This is a genomic window from Pseudomonas sp. NPDC088885, from assembly GCF_044750025.1.
GTDB lineage: Bacteria > Pseudomonadota > Gammaproteobacteria > Pseudomonadales > Pseudomonadaceae > Aquipseudomonas > Aquipseudomonas rustica.
This window is the reverse complement of sequence record NZ_JBIVJB010000048.1, coordinates 1-18,636: the sequence shown is the minus strand read 5'-3', so window position 1 is coordinate 18,636 and position 18,636 is coordinate 1. Positions and strand designations below refer to the sequence as shown.

General features: G+C 61.0%; 15 protein-coding genes and 1 pseudogene. 10 read left to right on the top strand and 6 right to left on the bottom strand.

What is annotated here, in order from left to right:
• Positions 1 to 119: 119 nt before the first annotated feature.
• From ACIP1X_RS18290 to ACIP1X_RS18265, 6 genes are all read right to left on the bottom strand, one after another.
• Positions 120 to 944, bottom strand: a complete 825-nt coding sequence (locus ACIP1X_RS18290; protein WP_212549632.1) for an ABC transporter permease — start codon at positions 942 to 944, stop codon at positions 120 to 122.
• The gene (locus tag ACIP1X_RS18285; protein WP_400754107.1) at positions 934 to 1,854 is read right to left on the bottom strand and encodes an ABC transporter permease; all 921 of its coding nucleotides are present in this window, start codon (positions 1,852 to 1,854) and stop codon (positions 934 to 936) included. The genes ACIP1X_RS18290 and ACIP1X_RS18285 overlap by 11 nt, the downstream gene beginning before the upstream one ends.
• A gap of 16 nt (positions 1,855 to 1,870) precedes the next feature.
• Complete coding sequence (locus tag ACIP1X_RS18280) at positions 1,871 to 2,908, bottom strand: ABC transporter ATP-binding protein (protein WP_400754083.1); 1,038 nt, start codon at positions 2,906 to 2,908, stop codon at positions 1,871 to 1,873.
• A 267-nt stretch (positions 2,909 to 3,175) separates the two neighbouring features.
• Entirely contained in the window at positions 3,176 to 4,327 is a 1,152-nt protein-coding gene (ydcS, locus tag ACIP1X_RS18275; RefSeq protein ID WP_400754080.1) for a putative ABC transporter substrate-binding protein YdcS, read from the bottom strand.
• Positions 4,328 to 4,410: 83 nt separating this feature from the next.
• Positions 4,411 to 5,868: a gamma-aminobutyraldehyde dehydrogenase gene (locus ACIP1X_RS18270; protein WP_159813872.1), complete on the bottom strand. Its 1,458-nt coding sequence runs from the start codon at positions 5,866 to 5,868 to the stop codon at positions 4,411 to 4,413.
• 131 nt (positions 5,869 to 5,999) lie between these two features.
• Positions 6,000 to 6,914: a LysR family transcriptional regulator gene (locus tag ACIP1X_RS18265; RefSeq protein WP_007967749.1), complete on the bottom strand. Its 915-nt coding sequence runs from the start codon at positions 6,912 to 6,914 to the stop codon at positions 6,000 to 6,002.
• Positions 6,915 to 7,090: 176 nt separating this feature from the next.
• On the opposite strand from ACIP1X_RS18265, the gene ACIP1X_RS18260 reads away from it, so the two are divergent.
• From ACIP1X_RS18260 to ACIP1X_RS18215, 10 genes and pseudogenes are all read left to right on the top strand, one after another.
• Entirely contained in the window at positions 7,091 to 7,813 is a 723-nt protein-coding gene (locus ACIP1X_RS18260) for a tellurite resistance TerB family protein (RefSeq protein WP_212543980.1), read from the top strand.
• Between the two features lie 63 nt (positions 7,814 to 7,876).
• Complete coding sequence (locus ACIP1X_RS18255) at positions 7,877 to 8,932, top strand: acyltransferase family protein (RefSeq protein WP_400650901.1); 1,056 nt, start codon at positions 7,877 to 7,879, stop codon at positions 8,930 to 8,932.
• 350 nt (positions 8,933 to 9,282) lie between these two features.
• The gene (locus tag ACIP1X_RS18250; protein ID WP_053117509.1) at positions 9,283 to 10,905 is read left to right on the top strand and encodes a methyl-accepting chemotaxis protein; all 1,623 of its coding nucleotides are present in this window, start codon (positions 9,283 to 9,285) and stop codon (positions 10,903 to 10,905) included.
• Positions 10,905 to 11,441, top strand: a complete 537-nt coding sequence (locus ACIP1X_RS18245) for a chemotaxis protein CheW (RefSeq protein ID WP_212543978.1) — start codon at positions 10,905 to 10,907, stop codon at positions 11,439 to 11,441. Before ACIP1X_RS18250 ends, ACIP1X_RS18245 begins: the two co-directional genes overlap by 1 nt.
• Positions 11,438 to 12,709 (top strand): CheR family methyltransferase, encoded by a 1,272-nt coding sequence (locus tag ACIP1X_RS18240; protein ID WP_400754077.1) that lies wholly within the window; start codon positions 11,438 to 11,440, stop codon positions 12,707 to 12,709. The genes ACIP1X_RS18245 and ACIP1X_RS18240 overlap by 4 nt, the downstream gene beginning before the upstream one ends.
• Positions 12,706 to 13,389: a chemotaxis protein CheW gene (locus tag ACIP1X_RS18235; protein WP_400754074.1), complete on the top strand. Its 684-nt coding sequence runs from the start codon at positions 12,706 to 12,708 to the stop codon at positions 13,387 to 13,389. The genes ACIP1X_RS18240 and ACIP1X_RS18235 overlap by 4 nt, the downstream gene beginning before the upstream one ends.
• Positions 13,386 to 15,656 (top strand): hybrid sensor histidine kinase/response regulator, encoded by a 2,271-nt coding sequence (locus tag ACIP1X_RS18230; RefSeq protein ID WP_400754071.1) that lies wholly within the window; start codon positions 13,386 to 13,388, stop codon positions 15,654 to 15,656. Before ACIP1X_RS18235 ends, ACIP1X_RS18230 begins: the two co-directional genes overlap by 4 nt.
• The gene (locus ACIP1X_RS18225; protein ID WP_400754070.1) at positions 15,653 to 16,663 is read left to right on the top strand and encodes a chemotaxis response regulator protein-glutamate methylesterase; all 1,011 of its coding nucleotides are present in this window, start codon (positions 15,653 to 15,655) and stop codon (positions 16,661 to 16,663) included. The genes ACIP1X_RS18230 and ACIP1X_RS18225 overlap by 4 nt, the downstream gene beginning before the upstream one ends.
• A 48-nt stretch (positions 16,664 to 16,711) precedes the next feature.
• Positions 16,712 to 17,713, top strand: coding sequence for a diguanylate cyclase domain-containing protein (locus tag ACIP1X_RS18220; protein WP_400754067.1), 1,002 nt, complete (start codon positions 16,712 to 16,714; stop codon positions 17,711 to 17,713).
• 209 nt (positions 17,714 to 17,922) lie between these two features.
• Positions 17,923 to 18,636: pseudogene (locus ACIP1X_RS18215) on the top strand (PCRF domain-containing protein); the annotation flags it as partial.

Genomic DNA, 18,636 nt, shown 5'->3' with positions numbered 1-18,636 from the left:
ACCTGTGGGAGCGAGCCTGCTCGCGAAAGCGCTGTGTCAGTCGACATCAATGTTGGATGTGACGGCCTCTTCGCGAGCAGGCTCGCTCCCACAGGGGGATTTTGGTGTCTGTTAAATGGTTATTTGCCGCCGCTGCCAGCGACGCTTTCGCCACCGCGCGTCAGGTAATACGCGCCGAGGATCGGCAGCATGGTCACCATCATCACCAGCATCGCGACGACGTTGGTCACCGGCACATCCCGAGGGCGACTCAACTGATTGAGCAGCCACAACGGCAACGTGCGCTCATGCCCGGCGGTGAACGTGGTGACGATGATTTCGTCAAACGACAGCGCAAACGCCAACATACCGCCCGCCAGTAAAGCCGAGCCAAGGTTCGGCAGGATGATGTAGCGAAAGGTCTGCCAACCATCGGCGCCGAGGTCCATCGAGGCCTCGATCAAACTGTGCGAAGTGCGGCGCAGGCGGGCGATGACGTTGTTGTAGACGATCACCACGCAGAAGGTCGCGTGACCGACGATGATGGTGAACATCCCCGGCTCGATCCCCAGCGTTTTGAACGTCGCCAGCAGCGCGATCCCGGTGATGATCCCCGGCAGCGCAATCGGCAAAATCAGCATCAGCGAAATACCCTGTTTGCCGAAGAAATCCCGGCGGTACAAAGCGGCCGATGCGAGCGTGCCGAGCACCATCGCAATCAACGTGGCGATGGCTGCGATCTGCAATGAAAGCTTGATCGACTCCAGCACATCCGGCCGCGAAAACGCCACGGTGAACCAGTGCAGCGTGAAGCCCTTCGGCGGAAAACTGAACGCGGCTTCTTCGGTGTTGAAGGCGTAAAGGAAGATGATCAGGATCGGAAAATGCAGAAACACCAACCCGCCCCACGCTGCGATTTTCAGGCCTAGAGAGGCATGCCCTTGTGATGAAGAATCAGAGCGCATCGAAAGCCCCCAGTCGTTTGACGATGGACAGGTAAACCGCGATCAACACAATCGGCACCAGCGTGAACGCCGCCGCCATCGGCATGTTGCCGATCGCACCTTGCTGCGCGTAGACCATGCTGCCGACGAAGTACCCCGGCGGGCCAACAAGTTGCGGCACGATGAAGTCGCCCAAGGTCAGCGAAAACGTGAAGATCGAACCGGCGGCAATCCCCGGAATCGACAGCGGCAAAATCACCTGCATAAAGGTCTGACGCGGCTTCGCACCAAGGTCAGCGGAGGCCTGCAGCAGCGACGGCGGCAGACGTTCCAGCGACGCCTGAATCGGCAGGATCATGAACGGCAGCCAGATATAAACGAACACCATGAATCGCCCCAGATGCGAGGTCGACAAGGTGCTGCCACCCACCCCAGGAATACCCAGAATGAACTGCAAAACCGGCTCCAATCCCAAGTGCTGCACGAACCACTGCGCCACGCCGCCCTTGGCCAACAGCAACGTCCACGCGTAGGCCTTGACGATGTAACTGGCCCACATCGGCATCATCACCGCGATGTAGAAAAACGCCTTGGTTTTGCCGGTGGTGTAGCGCGCCATGTAGTAGGCAATCGGGAACGCGACGATGGCGCTGGCGATCGACACAACGATGGCCATGCTCAACGTGCGCAGGATGATGTCGAAGTTCGATGGCTGAAACAGCGCGGCGAAATTCGCCAGGGTCAGGTCAGGCGTGACCGCCATGGTGAAGTCGTCGAAGGTGTAGAAACCCTGCCACAACAGCACCAGCAGCGAGCCGAGATAAATCGCGCCAAACCACAGCAGCGGCGGCACCAGCAGCATCGACAGATACAGGTTCGGCTTGCGGTAGAGCAGGTTGGAAAACCGGCGCAACGGCGGCGATGTTGTCATCGCGAGCGTGCTCATGTCACACCCCGCTCGCCACGGTGTCGTGCAGCGGAATCATCGCTTCCCGCGCCCAACGCGCGCTCAGGCGCTGGCCGGTCTGGTGTTGTGCGCTGCTGTCGATCCACTGGTTGTTGGCGTGGCTGATACTCAGGGTCTGGCCGTTTTCCAGCTTCAACTCATAACGCGTGGCGCTGCCTTGGTACTGGATGTCGTGGAGCAGCCCGCTGACTTCGATTTCGTGACTGGCTAGTGGGCCTTCGGCGAAACGCACGTGTTCAGGGCGGATCGAAAATGGCTGCGGATGACCGCTGATTTCACGGGCCAGATCGCCGCGAATCACGTTCGAGGTGCCGACGAATTCAGCCACGAATGTAGTGGTCGGTTTCATGTACAGATTGCGCGGCGTGTCGACCTGTTCGATGCGGCCCTTGTTGAACACGGCAACGCGATCGGACATCGACAGCGCTTCGGTTTGATCGTGGGTGACGAAGATGAAAGTGATGCCGAGCTGGCGTTGCAGCTTCTTCAATTCGCTTTGCATTTGCTCGCGCAGTTTCAGATCGAGCGCACCCAAAGGCTCATCGAGCAACAGCACGCGCGGGCGATTGACCAAGGCGCGGGCGAGGGCGACGCGCTGGCGCTGACCGCCGGATAACTGCACCGGTTTGCGCGCGCCGTAACCGCCGAGGGCGACCATGTCCAAGGCTTCTTCGGCGCGGTTATGGCGCTCGGTTTTGCCGACACCTTTGACCTTCAAACCGTAAGCGACGTTGTCGAGGACGTTCATGTGCGGGAACAGCGCGTAATCCTGAAACACCGTGTTGACGTCGCGTTGATACGGCGGCAGACCGGCCGCTTCAGCACCGTGAATGCGGATCGAACCGGCGCTCGGTTGTTCGAACCCGGCGATCAGGCGCAGGCAGGTGGTTTTGCCCGAGCCGGAAGGGCCGAGCATGGAAAAGAACTCGCCGTCCTCGATATCGATGGAAACCCGGTCAACGGCCTTCACTTCGCCGAACTGCCGGGAAACGTTGGTGAACTGGACTGCAAGCGTCATGGTGCGGTGCTCCGGTAAAGCGGGCTTTCAAAAAAGTCGTGTGTGCGTCGAAAAGATCGCAGCCTGCGGCAGCTCCTACAGTAGGTGTGCAGGGCGCTGAGATTGCTTTTAGCTCCCTCTCCCTCCGGGAGAGGGCGGGGGGTGAGGGTGGCGGTTTCGGCCATTGCTCTGAGATCAAGAGCAAAGTCAAAAGCTACCCCCTCACCCCAGCCCTCTCCCCCAAGGGGGCGAGGGGGGAAAGGGAGCAGACCGCGTCGTTGTCGAGAGCTAGCGGCCGCCCATGATCGCGATGTAGTCCTGCGTCCAGCGGCTATACGGCACAAACTTGCCACCTTCAGCCTGCGGGGTTTTCCAGAAGGCGATCTTGTCGAACTGGTCGAAACCGTTGGTTTTGCAACCTTCAGCGCCAAGCAATTCGCTGCCCTTGCACGCCGCCGGCACGGCCGGCAACGAACCAAACCACGCCGCCACATCGCCCTGGACTTTCGGTTTCAGCGACCAGTCCATCCACTTGTACGCGCAGTTCGGGTGCTTGGCCTCGGCGTGCAACATAGTGGTGTCAGCCCAGCCCGTGGCGCCTTCTTTCGGAATGGTCGACGCAATAGGCTGCTTCTCGTTCATCAAACCGTTGACCTGATACGGCCAGGCACTCGATGCCACCACGCCTTCGTTTTTGAAGTCGCTCATCTGCACCGTGGTGTCATGCCAGTAGCGGTGGATCAGCGGCTGCTGCGTGCGCAACAGATCGAGCACGGCTTTGTATTGATCTTCGGTGAGTTGATACGGGTCTTTGATGCCCAGTTCTGGCTTGGTCGACTTCAAATACAGCGCCGCATCGGCGATGTAGATCGGGCCGTCATAGGCCTGCACGCGGCCCTTGTTCGGCTTGCCGTCGGGAAGATCCTGCGCGGCGAACACCACGTTCCAACTGGTCGGCGCGGTCTTGAACACGTTGGTGTTGTACATCAGCACGTTCGGGCCCCACTGGTACGGGGTGCCGTAAGTCTGGTTGTTGACCACGTACCACGGCGCGTCTTTGAGGCGCGGGTCGAGGGTGTTCCAGTTCGGGATCAACGCGGTGTTGATCGGTTGCACACGCTTGCCGACGATCAATCGCAACGAGGCATCGCCCGACGCGGTGACCAGGTCGTAACCGCCCTTGGCCATCAGGCTGACCATTTCGTCAGAGGTGGCCGCTGTCTTCACGTTGACCTTGCAGCCGGTTTCCTGCTCGAAACCGGTCACCCAGTCGTAGGCCTTGTCGCTCTCGCCACGTTCGATGTAGCCCGGCCACGCAACGATATCCAGCTGACCTTCGCCGGCGCCGACGGCCTTCAACGGCTCGGCGGCTTGCAGGCTGGCGCTGCCCAGCAGGGCCGTGGTGATTGCACTGAGCAGTGCGGTCTTGTGCACGAACATGGTTGAACCCTCTTCTTTAAATTATGGTCGGGGCAGTTGTGAACGCGGTGAAGCATGCCGTTGGCGGCTTGTTATTAGCGTAGTCAGAGATGCTGGCCGTGGCGGGCCATGATGTGCCGCACCACGCTGTAGTCCTGCAGCGAATCACTGGATAAGTCTTTGCCGTAACCGGAGCGTTTCAGCCCGCCGTGGGGCATCTCACTGACGAGCATGAAATGGCTATTGATCCACGTGCAGCCGTATTGCAGACGCGCGGCGACCTGCATCGCTTTGTCCAGATTTTGCGTCCACACCGACGAGGCGAGGCCGTATTCGGAGTCGTTGGCCCAGTCGACGGCCTGCGAGAGTTCGTCGAAACGGGTCACGGTGACCACCGGGCCGAACACTTCGCGCTGGACGATTTCGTCGCTCTGTTTGCAACCGGCTAGCAGCGTCGGTTGATAGTAGAAACCGGCGCCGGAATGCACGGCTGCACCGGTCACGCGTTCGATGTGCGGCTGACCGAGGGCGCGTTCGACGAAACTGGCGACGCGGTCGCGCTGGCGCGTGCTGATCAGCGGGCCAATCTCGTTGTCGGCATCACGTTTGCCGGCGAAACGCAGGCTGCTGACGGCGGCGCCAAGCTCTGCGACCAATTTGTCGTGAATCCCGGCCTGCGCGTAGATCCGGCAGGCGGCGGTGCAGTCTTGCCCGGCGTTGTAGTAACCGTAAGTGCGCACGCCTTCGACCACGGCCTGAATGTCGGCGTCGTTGCAGACGATCACCGGAGCTTTGCCGCCGAGTTCGAGGTGCGTGCGTTTCAGGGTTTTCGCGGCGGCCTGAAGGATTTTCTGCCCGGTGACGATATCGCCGGTCAGGGAGACCATGCGCACTTTGGCGTGGCCAACCAAGTGGCTGCCGACGCCTTCGCCGCCACCGCAGATGATGTTGATCACCCCGCGCGGGAGGATTTCGGCCAGCGCCGGCGCCAGGGCGAGGATCGACAGCGGTGTGTGTTCGGACGGTTTGAACACCAGCGTGTTGCCGGCGGCGAGGGCCGGGGCGATTTTCCACGCGGCCATCATGATCGGGTAATTCCACGGCGCAATCGAGGCGACCACGCCAATCGGATCGCGGCGCACCATGCTGGTGTAGCCCGGCAGGTATTCGCCGCTGAGCTGACCGGTCTGGCAACGCACGGCGCCGGCGAAGAACCGGAAGACATCGACGGTCGCCGTCAGATCGTCCTGACGCGCCAGGTGCAACGGCTTGCCGCAGTTCAGCGATTCGAGGCGGGCAAGGTGATCGGCGTGTTTTTCGACGGCGTTGGCGATGTCCAACAGCAGGTTCGAACGTTGCTGCGGCGTGGTGCGCGACCATTCGGCGAAGGCGCGGTGGGCGGCAAGAATGGCGGCTTCGACTTGCTCGGTGCTGGCCTCGGCGATGTGGGTGAGGATTTCACCGGTGGCCGGGTTGAGAATCGGCTCGACGAAACCTTCCCCGGCGACCAATTCGCCGTCGATCAACAACGCGGTACACATCGGGGTCTGCGCGCCAGCCATTTTCCGCGTTCTCTTTTCTTGTGTGGCCATTGTTGCTCCCTGATATCGGGAGCCGACCGTCTTATAGATGCAGCAAGACTAGTGCGCGGCTCCGAGGTCGACAAATTCTAAATACTGAAGGCAGCATTCGATTAAATAGATGGCTTGCGCCCGCCGTGGGGTTGCTCACGGGCCACAGTGAGAAATGGATCGACGAGAGCGGGGCGCGCGGTGCCACGGCGCCAGGCCAGGCCGACGTCGAGGGTCTGGTTGAGGTCGGCGATGGGTCGCGCTTCGATGATGTCGCCCTCCAGTGACCAAGGGCGATAAGTCATGTCTGGCTGGATCGATACGCCCAAACCGGCGGCGACCAGACTTCGCACAGCCTCCGTCGATGCGGTTCTCAAAGTGATTTTTGGTTGCAGGCCGGCGCCGCGCCACAGGCGTTGGGCATTACGATCCATTTCATCGACGTTGAGTTGAATCAACGGCTCGCGGGCGACATCGGCGAGGTTGATGCTGTCGTGTTCGAGCAGTGGATGCTGGGCCGGGAGCCACAAACGGTGCGGCGAGTGAGTCAACACTTCAGTCTGCAAGGCATGGCGATCTTCTAGGTTGGAGAGGATCAACACGCCGACATCGATCTCGCCGCTGACCAGCAAATGTTCGATATACGGGCGCTCGTCTTCCATCACGCGGATCTCGACGTTGGGATAGGCGCGCTGAAAACGGGTGAGCAGATCCGCCAGGTAATAACCGGCGACCAGACTGGTCACGCCGACGATCAACTGCCCGGCAACTTGGTCGGTGCTCTGTTGCAGACTGCGTTTGGCGTTGTCCACAGTCGCAAGAATCAGGTGCGCCTGACGTAGGAATTGATGACCTTGGTGAGTAAGCGTCATGCCTTTGGCGTGACGGCTAAACAGGCTGACGCCGATTTCTTCTTCCAGTTGCTGGATCGCTAACGTCAGGGTCGACTGGGAAATGAACGCGGTTTGCGCGGCGGCGGAGATCGAGCCTGTCTCGGCCACAGCGATAAAGTGACGAATCTGACGCAGGGTCATCATGACGGGAATACCCGGTGGGCGGTTTTTATAGATGGATCTGAGTGTATATCTATTTTCACGAAGGCCTGCGGGCAGCGAGCAACATCTGGAAGCACACTCGCAGGCCGGTCACGGGCACTTTCGAACTAGGCTGGAGGCCTTATAGATCCGGATAACCCCTGTTTTGGAGGCGGAACATGAACACCCGTGGATTGCTCGATCAACTACTCAAGTCCGGCCAGGATCTGTTGCAGAACAAGGCCGGTGGTTCGCAGAACAAATCCTCCGGTGGAGGCTTGGGCGGCTTGCTCGGTGGCGCATCTGGCTCCGGTGGCCTCGGCGGCCTGTTGTCAGGCGCGGGCGGCGGAGCGCTGGCGGCTGGCGCGATGGGATTGCTGCTCGGTAACAAAAAAGTGCGTAAGGTCGGCGGCAAAGTCGCGATCTACGGCGGCCTCGCGGCGCTCGGTGTGCTGGCTTACAAGGCTTATGGCAACTACAACGCGCAGAAAGGCATCGCGCCGCAAACTGAACCGCAGACGATCGACCGTCTGCCAGCGGCGCAAGTCGAGCAACACAGTCAGGCGATTCTCAAAGCACTGGTCGCCGCCGCCAAGGCTGACGGCCACATCGATGATCGCGAGCGTCAGTTGATCGAAGGTGAATTCACCAAACTCGACAACGATCAGGAACTGCAGCACTGGTTGCACGCCGAACTCAACAAACCCCTCGACCCCACCGACGTCGCCCGCGCCGCGAGTACGCCGGAAATGGCTGCTGAGATGTACATCGCCAGCGTGATGCTGGTGGACGAAGAGAACTTCATGGAAAAGAGCTATCTGGATGAACTGGCGCGACAGTTGAAGCTGGAGCCCGGTCTGAAAATCGAACTGGAGAAGCAGGTGCGCCAGGCGTTGACCTAAATCTTGTGGGTTGTCGGGGCCGTCGGTAGTTTGTAGCGCCTCGCACATTTACGGGAACAACGCATGACCACGTCCAATCGTCTGACGCATCTGGATGCCCTGCGAGGCATCGCGGCATTGTTGGTCGTGGCTGCGCACTTCATCGAAAGAACGCCGCTCAAGGACACGTTTTTCTTTACCTACGTGAACCTCGGGCAGGTGGGCGTGGTGATCTTCTTTCTGCTCAGCGGAATGGTCATTCCCTACAGCCTGAAAGAAGGTCGGCATGCGCTGGCGGCGTTCGCCGTTTCGCGGTTATTCCGGTTGTACCCGGCGTACTGGTTTTCCATTGCGCTGGCGGTGTTGAGTTCGTATTGGTTTTTGTCGACGCCGGTGCCGGTCTCGACCGTGCTGATTAACATGACGATGTTTCAGGCGCTTCTGAAAACCCCGGATCTGTTTGGGGTTTACTGGACGCTGATCATTGAGATGTTCTTTTACATGGCGTGCGCGGCGCTGTTCAGCGTGGGGCTTTTGCGCAAGGCCGGCGTGCGATTTGGCGCGGCCATTGGTTTGCTGATCGTGGCGCTGATCTTTGCAGCGGCCCGGTTTTATCTGGCGAAAAAGATCCCGGTGGCGCTGCCGCTGTGCCTGTCGATCATGTTTTTTGGCAGCCTCTGGCGAGATGTCAGCCTCGGTGCGGGCACCGCGTCCCTTCGCCAATTCGTCGCAGTCTGGCTGGCGTTGTTCGTGGTATCGCTGCCGGTGATTTGCCTGTTGGCCTACAACGCCGACTATGGGCACAACGAAAATCCCTACGCCTACCTGGTCAGCTATCTGGTGGGGATGGCGTTTGCGCTGGCTATGACCCTGTTTTTCCGCCGCCACTTCAAGAGCCTGACGTATCTGGGCACGATCAGTTATTCGGTGTATCTGATGCACCCGTTTTTTCTGGAGTGGGCAGCGCACGCGACGGATCTTCAGGCGCAATTCAACCCGGGCGTCTTCCTCTGCTACGTGCTGGCAACGCTGCTGCTAGCCAGCGTCAGCTACCGATTGCTGGAAAAACCCAGTGTCGGCGTGGGAAGGGCGATCATCACAAGATTGCGCAACGGCTTCCCCCTGCAAGCACAGTCTTAAGCCCAGCCACCATCCCCTGTGGGAGCGGGGTTGCTCGCGAATGCGGTCTATCAGTTACCAGAAGTGTCGACTGACACAGCGCCTTCGCGAGCAAGCCCGCTCCCACTTTTGGTTGTGGTTGTCCTGAGATTTTGGTTAGGCACCTGATGCAGTAGGGCCGTAATGGCCATTGCGCCGCCTCTTTTTGCCGTTTCATCGCTGGTACGCCCACCCCTGATTGTCGGACAGTCCCACCCCAGAGCCTCTCGCCCAACTACTCGGGCAGGCCCGGGGGTTAAAAAGCGTCTTATAAATGAAACACCGCCCTCGGCTATACTCCCCGCATTTCGACCTAGGCACGAGGAATCACTGTGAAGAACTGGACGTTGCGCCAACGCATTTTGGCGAGCTTTGCGGTGATTATCGCCATCATGTTGCTGATGGTGGTGCTCTCCTATTCGCGACTGTTGAAGATCGAAGCCAGTGAAAACAGTGTCCGCGACGACGCGATTCCCGGGGTTTATTACAGCTCGATGATTCGCGGCGCGTGGGTCGACAGCTATTTGCAGACTCAGGAACTGTTGGGGCTCAAGGAAGGGCAGGGCATCAGCAGCGAAGACGAGGCCGATTACAAGTCGTTCGAGTCGCGCCTGCTGGAGCAGATGGAAAATTACCGCAAGACCATGGCGACCGACGAGGATCGCCGCGAGTTCGCCGCGTTCGAGAAGTATCACGACGCCTATCTGCAACTTCAGGACGTGGTGCTCGACTTGCACAAACGCAACATGGAAGCCGATGCGATCAAGGTATTCCACGAGAAGCTCACGCCAGCCTGGTACGCCGGCCGCATGAAGCTCAACGACATCATCGGCGAAAACAAGAAAGTCGCCGATCAGGCCATGGCCAATATCGATGAGGCTGTGGCAGCCGCCAAAGTCAGCATGATCATTTCTCTGCTGGTCGCCGTTCTGGCCGCCGGCTTGTGCGGTCTGCTGTTGATGCGCGCGATCATGGCGCCAATGAACCGCATCGTGAAAATCCTCGAAATCATGCGCACCGGCGACCTCAGCTCGCGCTTGAACCTCGACCGCAAAGACGAATTCGGCGCGGTGGAAACCGGCTTCAACGACATGATGACCGAGCTCACGTCGCTGGTGTCCCAGGCGCAGCGCTCATCGGTGCAGGTGACCACCTCGGTGACTGAAATCGCCGCCACTTCCAAACAGCAGCAAGCCACCGCCACCGAAACCGCCGCGACCACCACCGAAATCGGCGCGACCTCCCGCGAAATTGCCGCCACGTCGCGCGATCTGGTGCGCACCATGACTGAAGTCTCCACCGCTGCCGATCAGGCTTCGGTGGCCGCCGGCTCCGGCCAGCAAGGCCTCGCACGCATGGAAGACACCATGCACTCGGTGATGGGCGCCGCCGATCTGGTCAACGCCAAACTGGCGATCCTCAATGAGAAGGCCGGCAATATTAATCAGGTGGTGGTGACCATCGTCAAAGTCGCCGACCAGACCAACCTGCTCTCGCTCAACGCCGCGATCGAAGCCGAGAAGGCCGGTGAATACGGCCGTGGTTTTGCCGTGGTCGCCACCGAAGTGCGCCGTCTGGCGGATCAGACTGCGGTCGCCACGTATGACATCGAACAAATGGTGCGCGAGATTCAGTCGGCGGTGTCGGCGGGTGTGATGGGCATGGACAAGTTCTCCGAAGAAGTGCGTCGCGGCATGTCGGAAGTGCAGCAGGTCGGCGAGCAACTGTCGCAGATCATTCATCAAGTGCAGGCGCTGGCGCCGCGCGTGTTGATGGTCAATGAAGGCATGCAGGCGCAGGCCACCGGCGCCGAACAGATCAACCACGCGCTGGTGCAGTTGGGCGATGCCAGTAGCCAGACCGTCGAATCGTTGCGTCAGGCCAGTTTCGCCATCGACGAACTGAGCCAGGTGGCCGTCGGGCTGCGCAGCGGCGTCTCGCGATTTAAAGTCTGATGAGCGAAATCATCGCCAAACGCAACGTCGCACCGGTGGCGAAGCAGGCGTTATTCCTGCTGTTTCGCATTGGCAGCGAACGTTACGCGTTGCGCGCGACCGAGGTGGCGGAAGTGCTGCCGCGCCTGCCGTTGAAACCGATCGCACGGGCGCCGCAGTGGGTCGCCGGGGTCTTCGCTTATCGCGGCGCGGTGGTGCCGGTGATTGACCTCAGCGCGCTGACATTCGGTCAACCGGCCGAGGCGCGCACCAGCACGCGACTGGTGCTGGTGCATTACCGCCCGGACGAGTCGCAGCCGGGGCAATGGCTCGGGCTGATTCTTGAACAGGCCACCGACACGCTGCGCTGCAACCCGCAGGATTTTCAGCCGTACGGCCTCGACAATCGCGAGGCGCCGTATCTCGGCCCGGTGCGCGAAGATGCTCAGGGGCTGGTGCAATGGGTGCGGGTCAACGATTTGCTCGATGACGGCGTGCGCGCCTTGCTGTTCCCTGATCCGCCGCTGAGTCCGGCGCAGTTCGAGGGGCAGCCATGAGCAGCGATCAGCGCTTTTTCGACTTCCTCAAGGAGCGCATCGGCCTCGATGTGACCTCGGTGGGCCCGGCGATCATCGAGCGTGCGGTGCGTCAGCGCACCACGCTGTCGCAAGCGGCCAACGCCGAAGAGTACTGGCAGTTGCTGCAAGGCTCGCGCGATGAACAGCAAGCGCTGATCGAAGCGGTGATCGTCCCGGAAACGTGGTTTTTCCGTTACCCGGAATCCTTCGCGACGCTGGGCAAACTGGCGCACAAACGCCTTGGCGAGCTAAACAACATGCGTGCGCTGCGCATCCTCAGCCTGCCGTGTTCGACTGGCGAAGAACCTTATTCGATTGCCATGGCGTTGCTCGATGCCGGGCTCAAACCGCATCAATTCAAAGTCGACGGCATGGACGTCAGCCCGCTGTCGGTGGAAAAAGCCCGGCGCGCGCTGTACGGCAAGAACTCGTTTCGCGGCGATGAACTGACTTATCGCGAGCGCCATTTCAGTGCGCAACAGGACGGTCATTTGCTCAACGAAAACGTTCGCGAGCAGGTGCGTTTGCAGGTGGGCAACGTGCTTGATCCAACGCTGTGGGCCAGCGATCCGCCGTTCGATTTTGTGTTCTGTCGCAACCTGCTGATCTATTTCGACCAAGCGACGCAGAAGCAAGTGTTCGAAGTGCTCAAACGCCTCACCCATGACGACGGCGTGCTGTTCATCGGCCCGGCCGAGGGCAGTCTGCTCGGGCGTCTGGGCATGCGTTCGATCGGCATCCCGCAGTCCTTCGCGTTCAGTCGTCACAGCGATCCGCATCCCGAGCCGCTGCCGACGCCAAAACCGGTCACGTTGCCGATCAGCCCACCGCCGCGCAGCACGCCGCCAACGCCGGTACGCAATCGGCCGTTCAGCACAGTGACGCCAATGCCGACCACCCGCGCCAGCGCCAACCCGGACGCGGCAACGCTGCTGGCGAACATTGCCGCGCTGGCCAACGAAGGCAAAAGCGCCGAGGCCCGTGCCGCGTGCGAACAGTATTTGCGCAGCCACGAACCCGTGGCGCAGGTGTTCTATTGGCTCGGTCTGCTCAGCGATGTCGCCGGCCTGACCCTCGAAGCCCAAGGTTTCTATCGCAAAGCCTTGTACCTCGAACCGCAACACCCCGAAGCGCTGATGCACCTGGCCGCATTGCTGCAGGCCCAGGGTGACAGCGCCGGTGCCAGACGATTGCAGGAGCGCGCTGCCCGCAGCGGCCGCACCGCCGACAGTGAGCGTAAACGATGATCGCGTCCGACACCTTGAACGTCACCCACGAAGACGCCCGGGCCATCGACGATTGCTGGAACCGCATCGGCATCCATGGCGACAAGTCCTGTCCGCTGCTGGAAGAACACATTCATTGCCGCAACTGCGCGGTGTATTCCGCCGCCGCCACGCGATTGCTCGACCGTTACTCGTTGCAGCAGGATGAGCGCGATCCGGTCGCCAGCGTGGTTGAAACCGACGTCAAAACCCGTTCGTTGCTGATGTTCCGTCTCGGCGAAGAATGGCTTGGGCTGGCAACGCGCAGTCTGGTCGAAGTGGCGCCGATGCAGGCGATCCACTCGTTGCCGCACCAGCGTTCGCGCGCCTTGCTCGGCGTGGCCAATGTGCGCGGCGCGCTGGTGGCGTGTCTGTCGCTGGTTGAGTTGCTTGATCTGGACGCCAATGCTGTGCCGGCCAGCACCGGGCGCATCATGCCGCGCATGCTGATCATCGCCGCCCATGGCGGGCCGGTGGTGGTGCCGGTGGATGAAGTCGACGGCATTCACGCGATTGACGAGCGCATCCTTGATGCCGCCTCGCAATCCGGGGCGCAGGCCAGTGCCAAATACACCCGAGGCGTCCTGCAATTTCGCGGTCGCAGCCTGCGTTGGCTGGATGAAGAACAGTTGTTGTCCGCCGTGACCCGGAGCCTCACATGACCCCCGAGCAAATGCGCGACGCCTCCTTGCTGGAGCTGTTCAGCCTCGAAGCCGAAGCGCAGACCCAAGTGCTCAGCACCGGGCTGCTGGCGCTGGAACGCAATCCGACCCAGGCCGATCAACTCGAATCGTGCATGCGCGCGGCGCACTCGCTCAAAGGCGCGGCGCGGATTGTCGGCATCGACAGCGGCGTCAGCGTCGCCCATGTGATGGAAGATTGTCTGGTCAGCGCGCAGGAAGGCCGATTGTTGCTGCGTCCGGAACACATCGATGCGTTGTTGCAGGGCACCGATCTGTTGATGCGCATTGCGACGCCGGCGAATGCGCCGCAACCACGCGATATCGAAGCGTACGTGGCGTTGATGGGGCAGTTGCTCGATCCGTCAGCGCTGCCAACTGCCGTCGCTGCGCCGGTGATGGCCGAGTTGCAACTCGAAGCGCCGCCTGCGACTGCTTTCGAACCGCCGGTTGAAACGCCAGAACCGACGCCACCGAAAAGCCGACGCACCACCGAGGGTGGCGAACGCGTGCTGCGCGTGACCGCCGAACGCCTCAACAGCCTGCTCGATCTGTCGAGTAAATCGCTGGTCGAAACCCAGCGCCTCAAGCCGCATCTGGCGACCATGCAGCGCCTCAAACGCATGCAGAACAACGGCCTGCGCGCACTGGAAAATCTCAACGTACACCTCAAGGAACATGCGCTGAGCCTTGAAGCGCTGGAAGCTCTGGAAGATGCGCGGCGCTTGCTCGCTGAATCCCAGCAACTGCTGAGCGAGAAAAACGCCGAACTCGACGAGTTCGCCTGGCAGGCCAGCCAGCGCGCGCAAGTGCTTTACGACACTGCGTTGGCCTGCCGCATGCGCCCGTTCGCCGACGTGCTCACCGGTCAGGTGCGCATGGTGCGTGATCTGGGCCGCAGTCTCGGCAAACAGGTGCGGCTGGAGATCGAAGGTGAAAAGACTCAGGTCGACCGCGACGTACTGGAAAAACTCGAAGCACCGCTAACGCATCTGCTGCGCAACGCGGTCGATCACGGCATCGAAACCCCGGAGCAGCGCCTGCTCAAGGGCAAATCCGAGGAAGGCCTGATTCGTCTGCGCGCCTCGCATCAGGCCGGTTTGCTGGTGCTGGAGCTGAGCGATGACGGTAATGGCGTCGATCTGGAAAAGGTGCGCCGCAGCATTATTGAACGGCAGTTATCCCCAGCCGAAACCGCTGCGCAGTTGAGCGAAGAAGAACTGCTGACGTTCCTGTTTCTGCCCGGTTTCAGCCTGCGCGACACGGTCACCGAAGTGTCCGGCCGTGGCGTCGGCCTCGACGCGGTGCAGCACATGGTGCGCCAGTTGCGCGGCGCGGTAGAGCTGGAGCAAACGGCGGGCGAGGGCAGTCGTTTCCATCTGGAGGTGCCGCTGACCCTGTCGGTGGTGCGCAGTCTGGTGGTAGAAGTCGGCGAGGAGGCCTACGCCTTTCCGCTCGCGCACATCGAACGCATGTGCGATCTGGAGCCCGAAGACATCGTACAGGTCGAAGGTCGCCAGCATTTCTGGCACGAAGGCCGGCATGTCGGGCTGGTTGCGGCGAGTCAATTGCTCAATCGCCCGGCCAGCCAGAACAGCGGCGAAACCCTGAAAGTCGTGGTGATCCGCGAGCGCGACGCGATTTATGGCGTGGCCGTGGAGCGCTTCATTGGCGAGCGCACCTTGGTGGTCCTGCCTCTCGACGAGCGTCTGGGCAAAGTGCAGGACATCTCCGCCGGCGCTTTGCTCGACGATGGTTCGGTGGTGTTGATCGTCGACGTCGAAGACATGCTGCGGTCGGTGGACAAACTGCTCAATACCGGGCGCCTTGAGCGCATCGCCCGCCATGGCAATCAGGCTGTGGAAGCGGCGCGCAAACGCGTGCTGGTGGTCGACGATTCGCTGACCGTGCGCGAGCTGCAACGCAAGCTGCTGCTCAATCGCGGCTACGACGTCGCGGTGGCGGTGGACGGTATGGACGGCTGGAACGCCCTGCGCTCCGAGGATTTTGATTTGCTGATTACCGACATCGACATGCCGCGCATGGACGGCATCGAGCTGGTCACCTTGCTGCGCCGCGACAACCGTCTGCAATCGCTGCCGGTGATGGTTGTGTCGTACAAGGATCGTGAAGAGGATCGCCGCCGTGGACTGGACGCCGGGGCGGACTATTATTTAGCCAAAGCCAGTTTTCATGACGACGCCCTGCTCGACGCAGTGGTCGAGCTCATCGGAGGAGCGCGGGCATGAAGATCGCAATCGTCAACGACATGCCGATGGCGGTGGAGGCGCTGCGCCGTGCGCTGGCCTTCGAGCCGGCGCATCAGGTGGTCTGGGTCGCCCGCAACGGCGCCGAGGCGGTGCAACTGTGCGCCGAAAACACCCCGGATCTGATCCTCATGGATCTGATCATGCCGGTGATGGACGGCGTCGAAGCCACACGGCGGATCATGGCCGAAACGCCGTGCGCGATCGTGATTGTCACGGTTGATCGCCAGCAGAACGTCCATCGCGTGTTCGAGGCCATGGGCCACGGCGCGCTGGACGTGGTCGACACCCCGGCCCTCGGTGCGGGTGACGCACGGGAAGCGGCGGCGCCGTTGCTGCGTAAGATCCTTAATATTGGCTGGCTGATCGGCGACAAGGCACCGCGCTCGCGCCCGGCACCGACCCCTCCGCGCAGCTCGGGCTCGCGCCAGCGACTGGTGGCGATCGGTTCATCGGCGGGTGGCCCGGCAGCGCTGGAAGTCTTGCTCAAAGGCCTGCCCCGTGATTTTTCCGCCGCGATTGTGCTGGTGCAGCACGTCGATCAGGTGTTCGCCGCCGGTATGGCCGAATGGCTCGCCAGCGCCAGCGGCCTCGATGTGCGTCTGGCCCGCGAAGGTGAGCCACCGCAAGCCGGGGTGGTGCTGCTGGCTGGCACCAATCACCATATTCGTTTACTCAAGAACGGCACGCTGGCCTACACCGCCGAACCGGTCAACGAGATCTACCGACCCTCGATCGATGTGTTTTTCGAAAGCGTCGCCAGTTACTGGAACGGTGATGCGGTCGGGGTTTTGTTGACCGGGATGGGACGCGACGGCGCGCAAGGGCTTAAGCTTTTGCGTCAACAGGGTTATCTGACCATCGCGCAGGATCAGCAAAGCAGTGCGGTGTACGGCATGCCCAAGGCCGCCGCCGCGATCGATGCCGCCGTAGAAATCCGCCCCTTGGAAAAGATAGCGCCACGATTGCTGGAGATTTTCCCCAAATGAACCGATTTATCCGCAATCCTGGCCCCCGCAGTACTCAGGTGACCGCCCATGACTGATTTACAGATCGACGACATTAAAACCGACGAAAACGCCGCCATGGTGTTGTTGGTGGACGATCAGGCGATGATCGGCGAAGCCGTGCGCCGTGGGCTGTCGAATGAGGAAAACATCGACTTCCACTTCTGCTCCGACCCGCATCAGGCCATCGCCCAAGCGGTACGGATCAAGCCGACAGTGATCCTGCAGGATCTGGTGATGCCCGGTCTCGACGGCCTGAGCCTGGTGCGCGAATACCGCAATCACCCGGCGACCAAGGACATCCCGATCATCGTCCTGTCGACCAAGGAAGACCCGCTGATCAAGAGCGCGGCGTTCTCGGCCGGGGCCAACGACTATCTGGTGAAACTGCCGGACACCATCGAACTGGTGGCGCGGATTCGCTATCACTCGCGCTCGTACATGACGTTGTTGCAGCGCGATGCGGCATACCGCGCGCTGCGGGTCAGTCAGCAGCAATTGCTCGACACCAATCTGGTGTTGCAACGCTTGATGAACTCCGATGGCCTGACCGGGCTGTCCAACCGCCGCCACTTCGATGAGTACCTGGAGCTGGAATGGCGCCGCTCGTTGCGTGATCAAAGCCAATTGTCGCTACTGATGATCGACGTCGATTACTTCAAACCCTACAACGACAGCTTTGGCCACGTTGAAGGCGATGAGGCGTTGCGCAAGGTGGCCACGGCGATCCGTGACGCCAGTGCGCGACCGTCGGACTTGCCGGCGCGCTACGGCGGCGAAGAGTTTGCGCTGGTGCTGCCGAACACCTCGCCGGGTGGGGCGCGGTTGGTGGCGGAGAAACTGCGGCAGACCGTGGCGTCGCTGAAAATCCCGCACAACACCCCGGCGGATGGCGCGAGCCTGACCATCAGCATCGGCCTGGCGACCATGGTGCCGCAGTCGGGCACGGATTGCCGGTTGCTGATCTCGGCGGCGGATCGTGGCCTGTACCTGGCCAAAAACAATGGCCGTAACCAGGTCGGGATCGAATAACCACCGCAATCCCCTGTAGGAGCTGCCGAAGGCTGCGATCTTTTGATCTGTTTTTAAAATCAAAGTCAAAAGATCGCAGCCTTCGGCGGCTCCTACAGGTGAAAGGCGTCAAGTGAATCGCCGCCACACCCGCCAGACGGGCTGCCGTCAGAGCCTGATTACGTTATACTCGCCGGCTTTCAAAAGTTCGCCAACGAGTGCTGCCCGTCATGGAAATCAACCCGATCCTGAACACCATCAAGGACCTGTCCGAGCGCTCCGAAACTATTCGGGGGTATCTTTGACTACGATCAAAAGCATGAGCGTCTGACTGAAGTCAATCGCGAGCTTGAAGATCCGAGTGTCTGGAACAAACCTGAATACGCCCAGGAGCTGGGCCGCGAGCGTTCGGCGCTGGCGCAGATCGTCGACACCCTCGATGAACTGAACGCCGGCTTGGCCGATTGCCGCGATCTGCTGGACATGGCCGTCGAAGAAAACGACGAAGGCGCAGTGGGCGATGTCGTCGCCGAGCTGGCCCGTCTCGAGGAAAATCTGGCCAAGCTGGAATTCCGCCGCATGTTCAGCCATGAAATGGACCCGAACAACGCCTACCTGGACATCCAGGCCGGTTCCGGCGGCACCGAAGCGCAAGACTGGGCCAACATCCTGCTGCGCATGTACCTGCGCTGGGCGGATAAGCGCGGTTTCGACGCGACCATCATGGAGCTGTCGGCCGGTGAAGTCGCCGGTATCAAAGGTGCGACCGTGCACATCAAGGGCGAATACGCCTTTGGCTGGCTGCGCACCGAGATCGGCGTACACCGTCTGGTGCGCAAGAGCCCGTTCGACTCCGGCAACCGTCGCCACACCTCGTTCTCCGCGGTTTTCGTCTCGCCAGAGATCGATGACAAGGTGGAAATCGAAATCAACCCGGCAGACTT

Bases quoted from the DNA above. Each gene is read 5' to 3' on its own strand.
- ACIP1X_RS18290 (WP_212549632.1), bottom strand. From the start codon at position 944: ATGCGCTCTGATTCTTCATCACAAGGGCATGCCTCTCTAGGCCTGAAA.
- ACIP1X_RS18240 (WP_400754077.1), top strand. From the start codon at position 11,438: ATGAGCAGCGATCAGCGCTTTTTCGACTTCCTCAAGGAGCGCATCGGC.
- ydcS (WP_400754080.1), bottom strand. From the start codon at position 4,327: ATGTTCGTGCACAAGACCGCACTGCTCAGTGCAATCACCACGGCCCTG.
- ACIP1X_RS18245 (WP_212543978.1), top strand. From the start codon at position 10,905: ATGAGCGAAATCATCGCCAAACGCAACGTCGCACCGGTGGCGAAGCAG.
- ACIP1X_RS18225 (WP_400754070.1), top strand. From the start codon at position 15,653: ATGAAGATCGCAATCGTCAACGACATGCCGATGGCGGTGGAGGCGCTG.
- ACIP1X_RS18285 (WP_400754107.1), bottom strand. From the start codon at position 1,854: ATGACAACATCGCCGCCGTTGCGCCGGTTTTCCAACCTGCTCTACCGC.
- ACIP1X_RS18220 (WP_400754067.1), top strand. From the start codon at position 16,712: ATGACTGATTTACAGATCGACGACATTAAAACCGACGAAAACGCCGCC.
- ACIP1X_RS18255 (WP_400650901.1), top strand. From the start codon at position 7,877: ATGACCACGTCCAATCGTCTGACGCATCTGGATGCCCTGCGAGGCATC.
- ACIP1X_RS18230 (WP_400754071.1), top strand. From the start codon at position 13,386: ATGACCCCCGAGCAAATGCGCGACGCCTCCTTGCTGGAGCTGTTCAGC.
- ACIP1X_RS18265 (WP_007967749.1), bottom strand. From the start codon at position 6,914: ATGATGACCCTGCGTCAGATTCGTCACTTTATCGCTGTGGCCGAGACA.
- ACIP1X_RS18260 (WP_212543980.1), top strand. From the start codon at position 7,091: ATGAACACCCGTGGATTGCTCGATCAACTACTCAAGTCCGGCCAGGAT.
- ACIP1X_RS18270 (WP_159813872.1), bottom strand. From the start codon at position 5,868: ATGGCTGGCGCGCAGACCCCGATGTGTACCGCGTTGTTGATCGACGGC.
- ACIP1X_RS18280 (WP_400754083.1), bottom strand. From the start codon at position 2,908: ATGACGCTTGCAGTCCAGTTCACCAACGTTTCCCGGCAGTTCGGCGAA.
- ACIP1X_RS18235 (WP_400754074.1), top strand. From the start codon at position 12,706: ATGATCGCGTCCGACACCTTGAACGTCACCCACGAAGACGCCCGGGCC.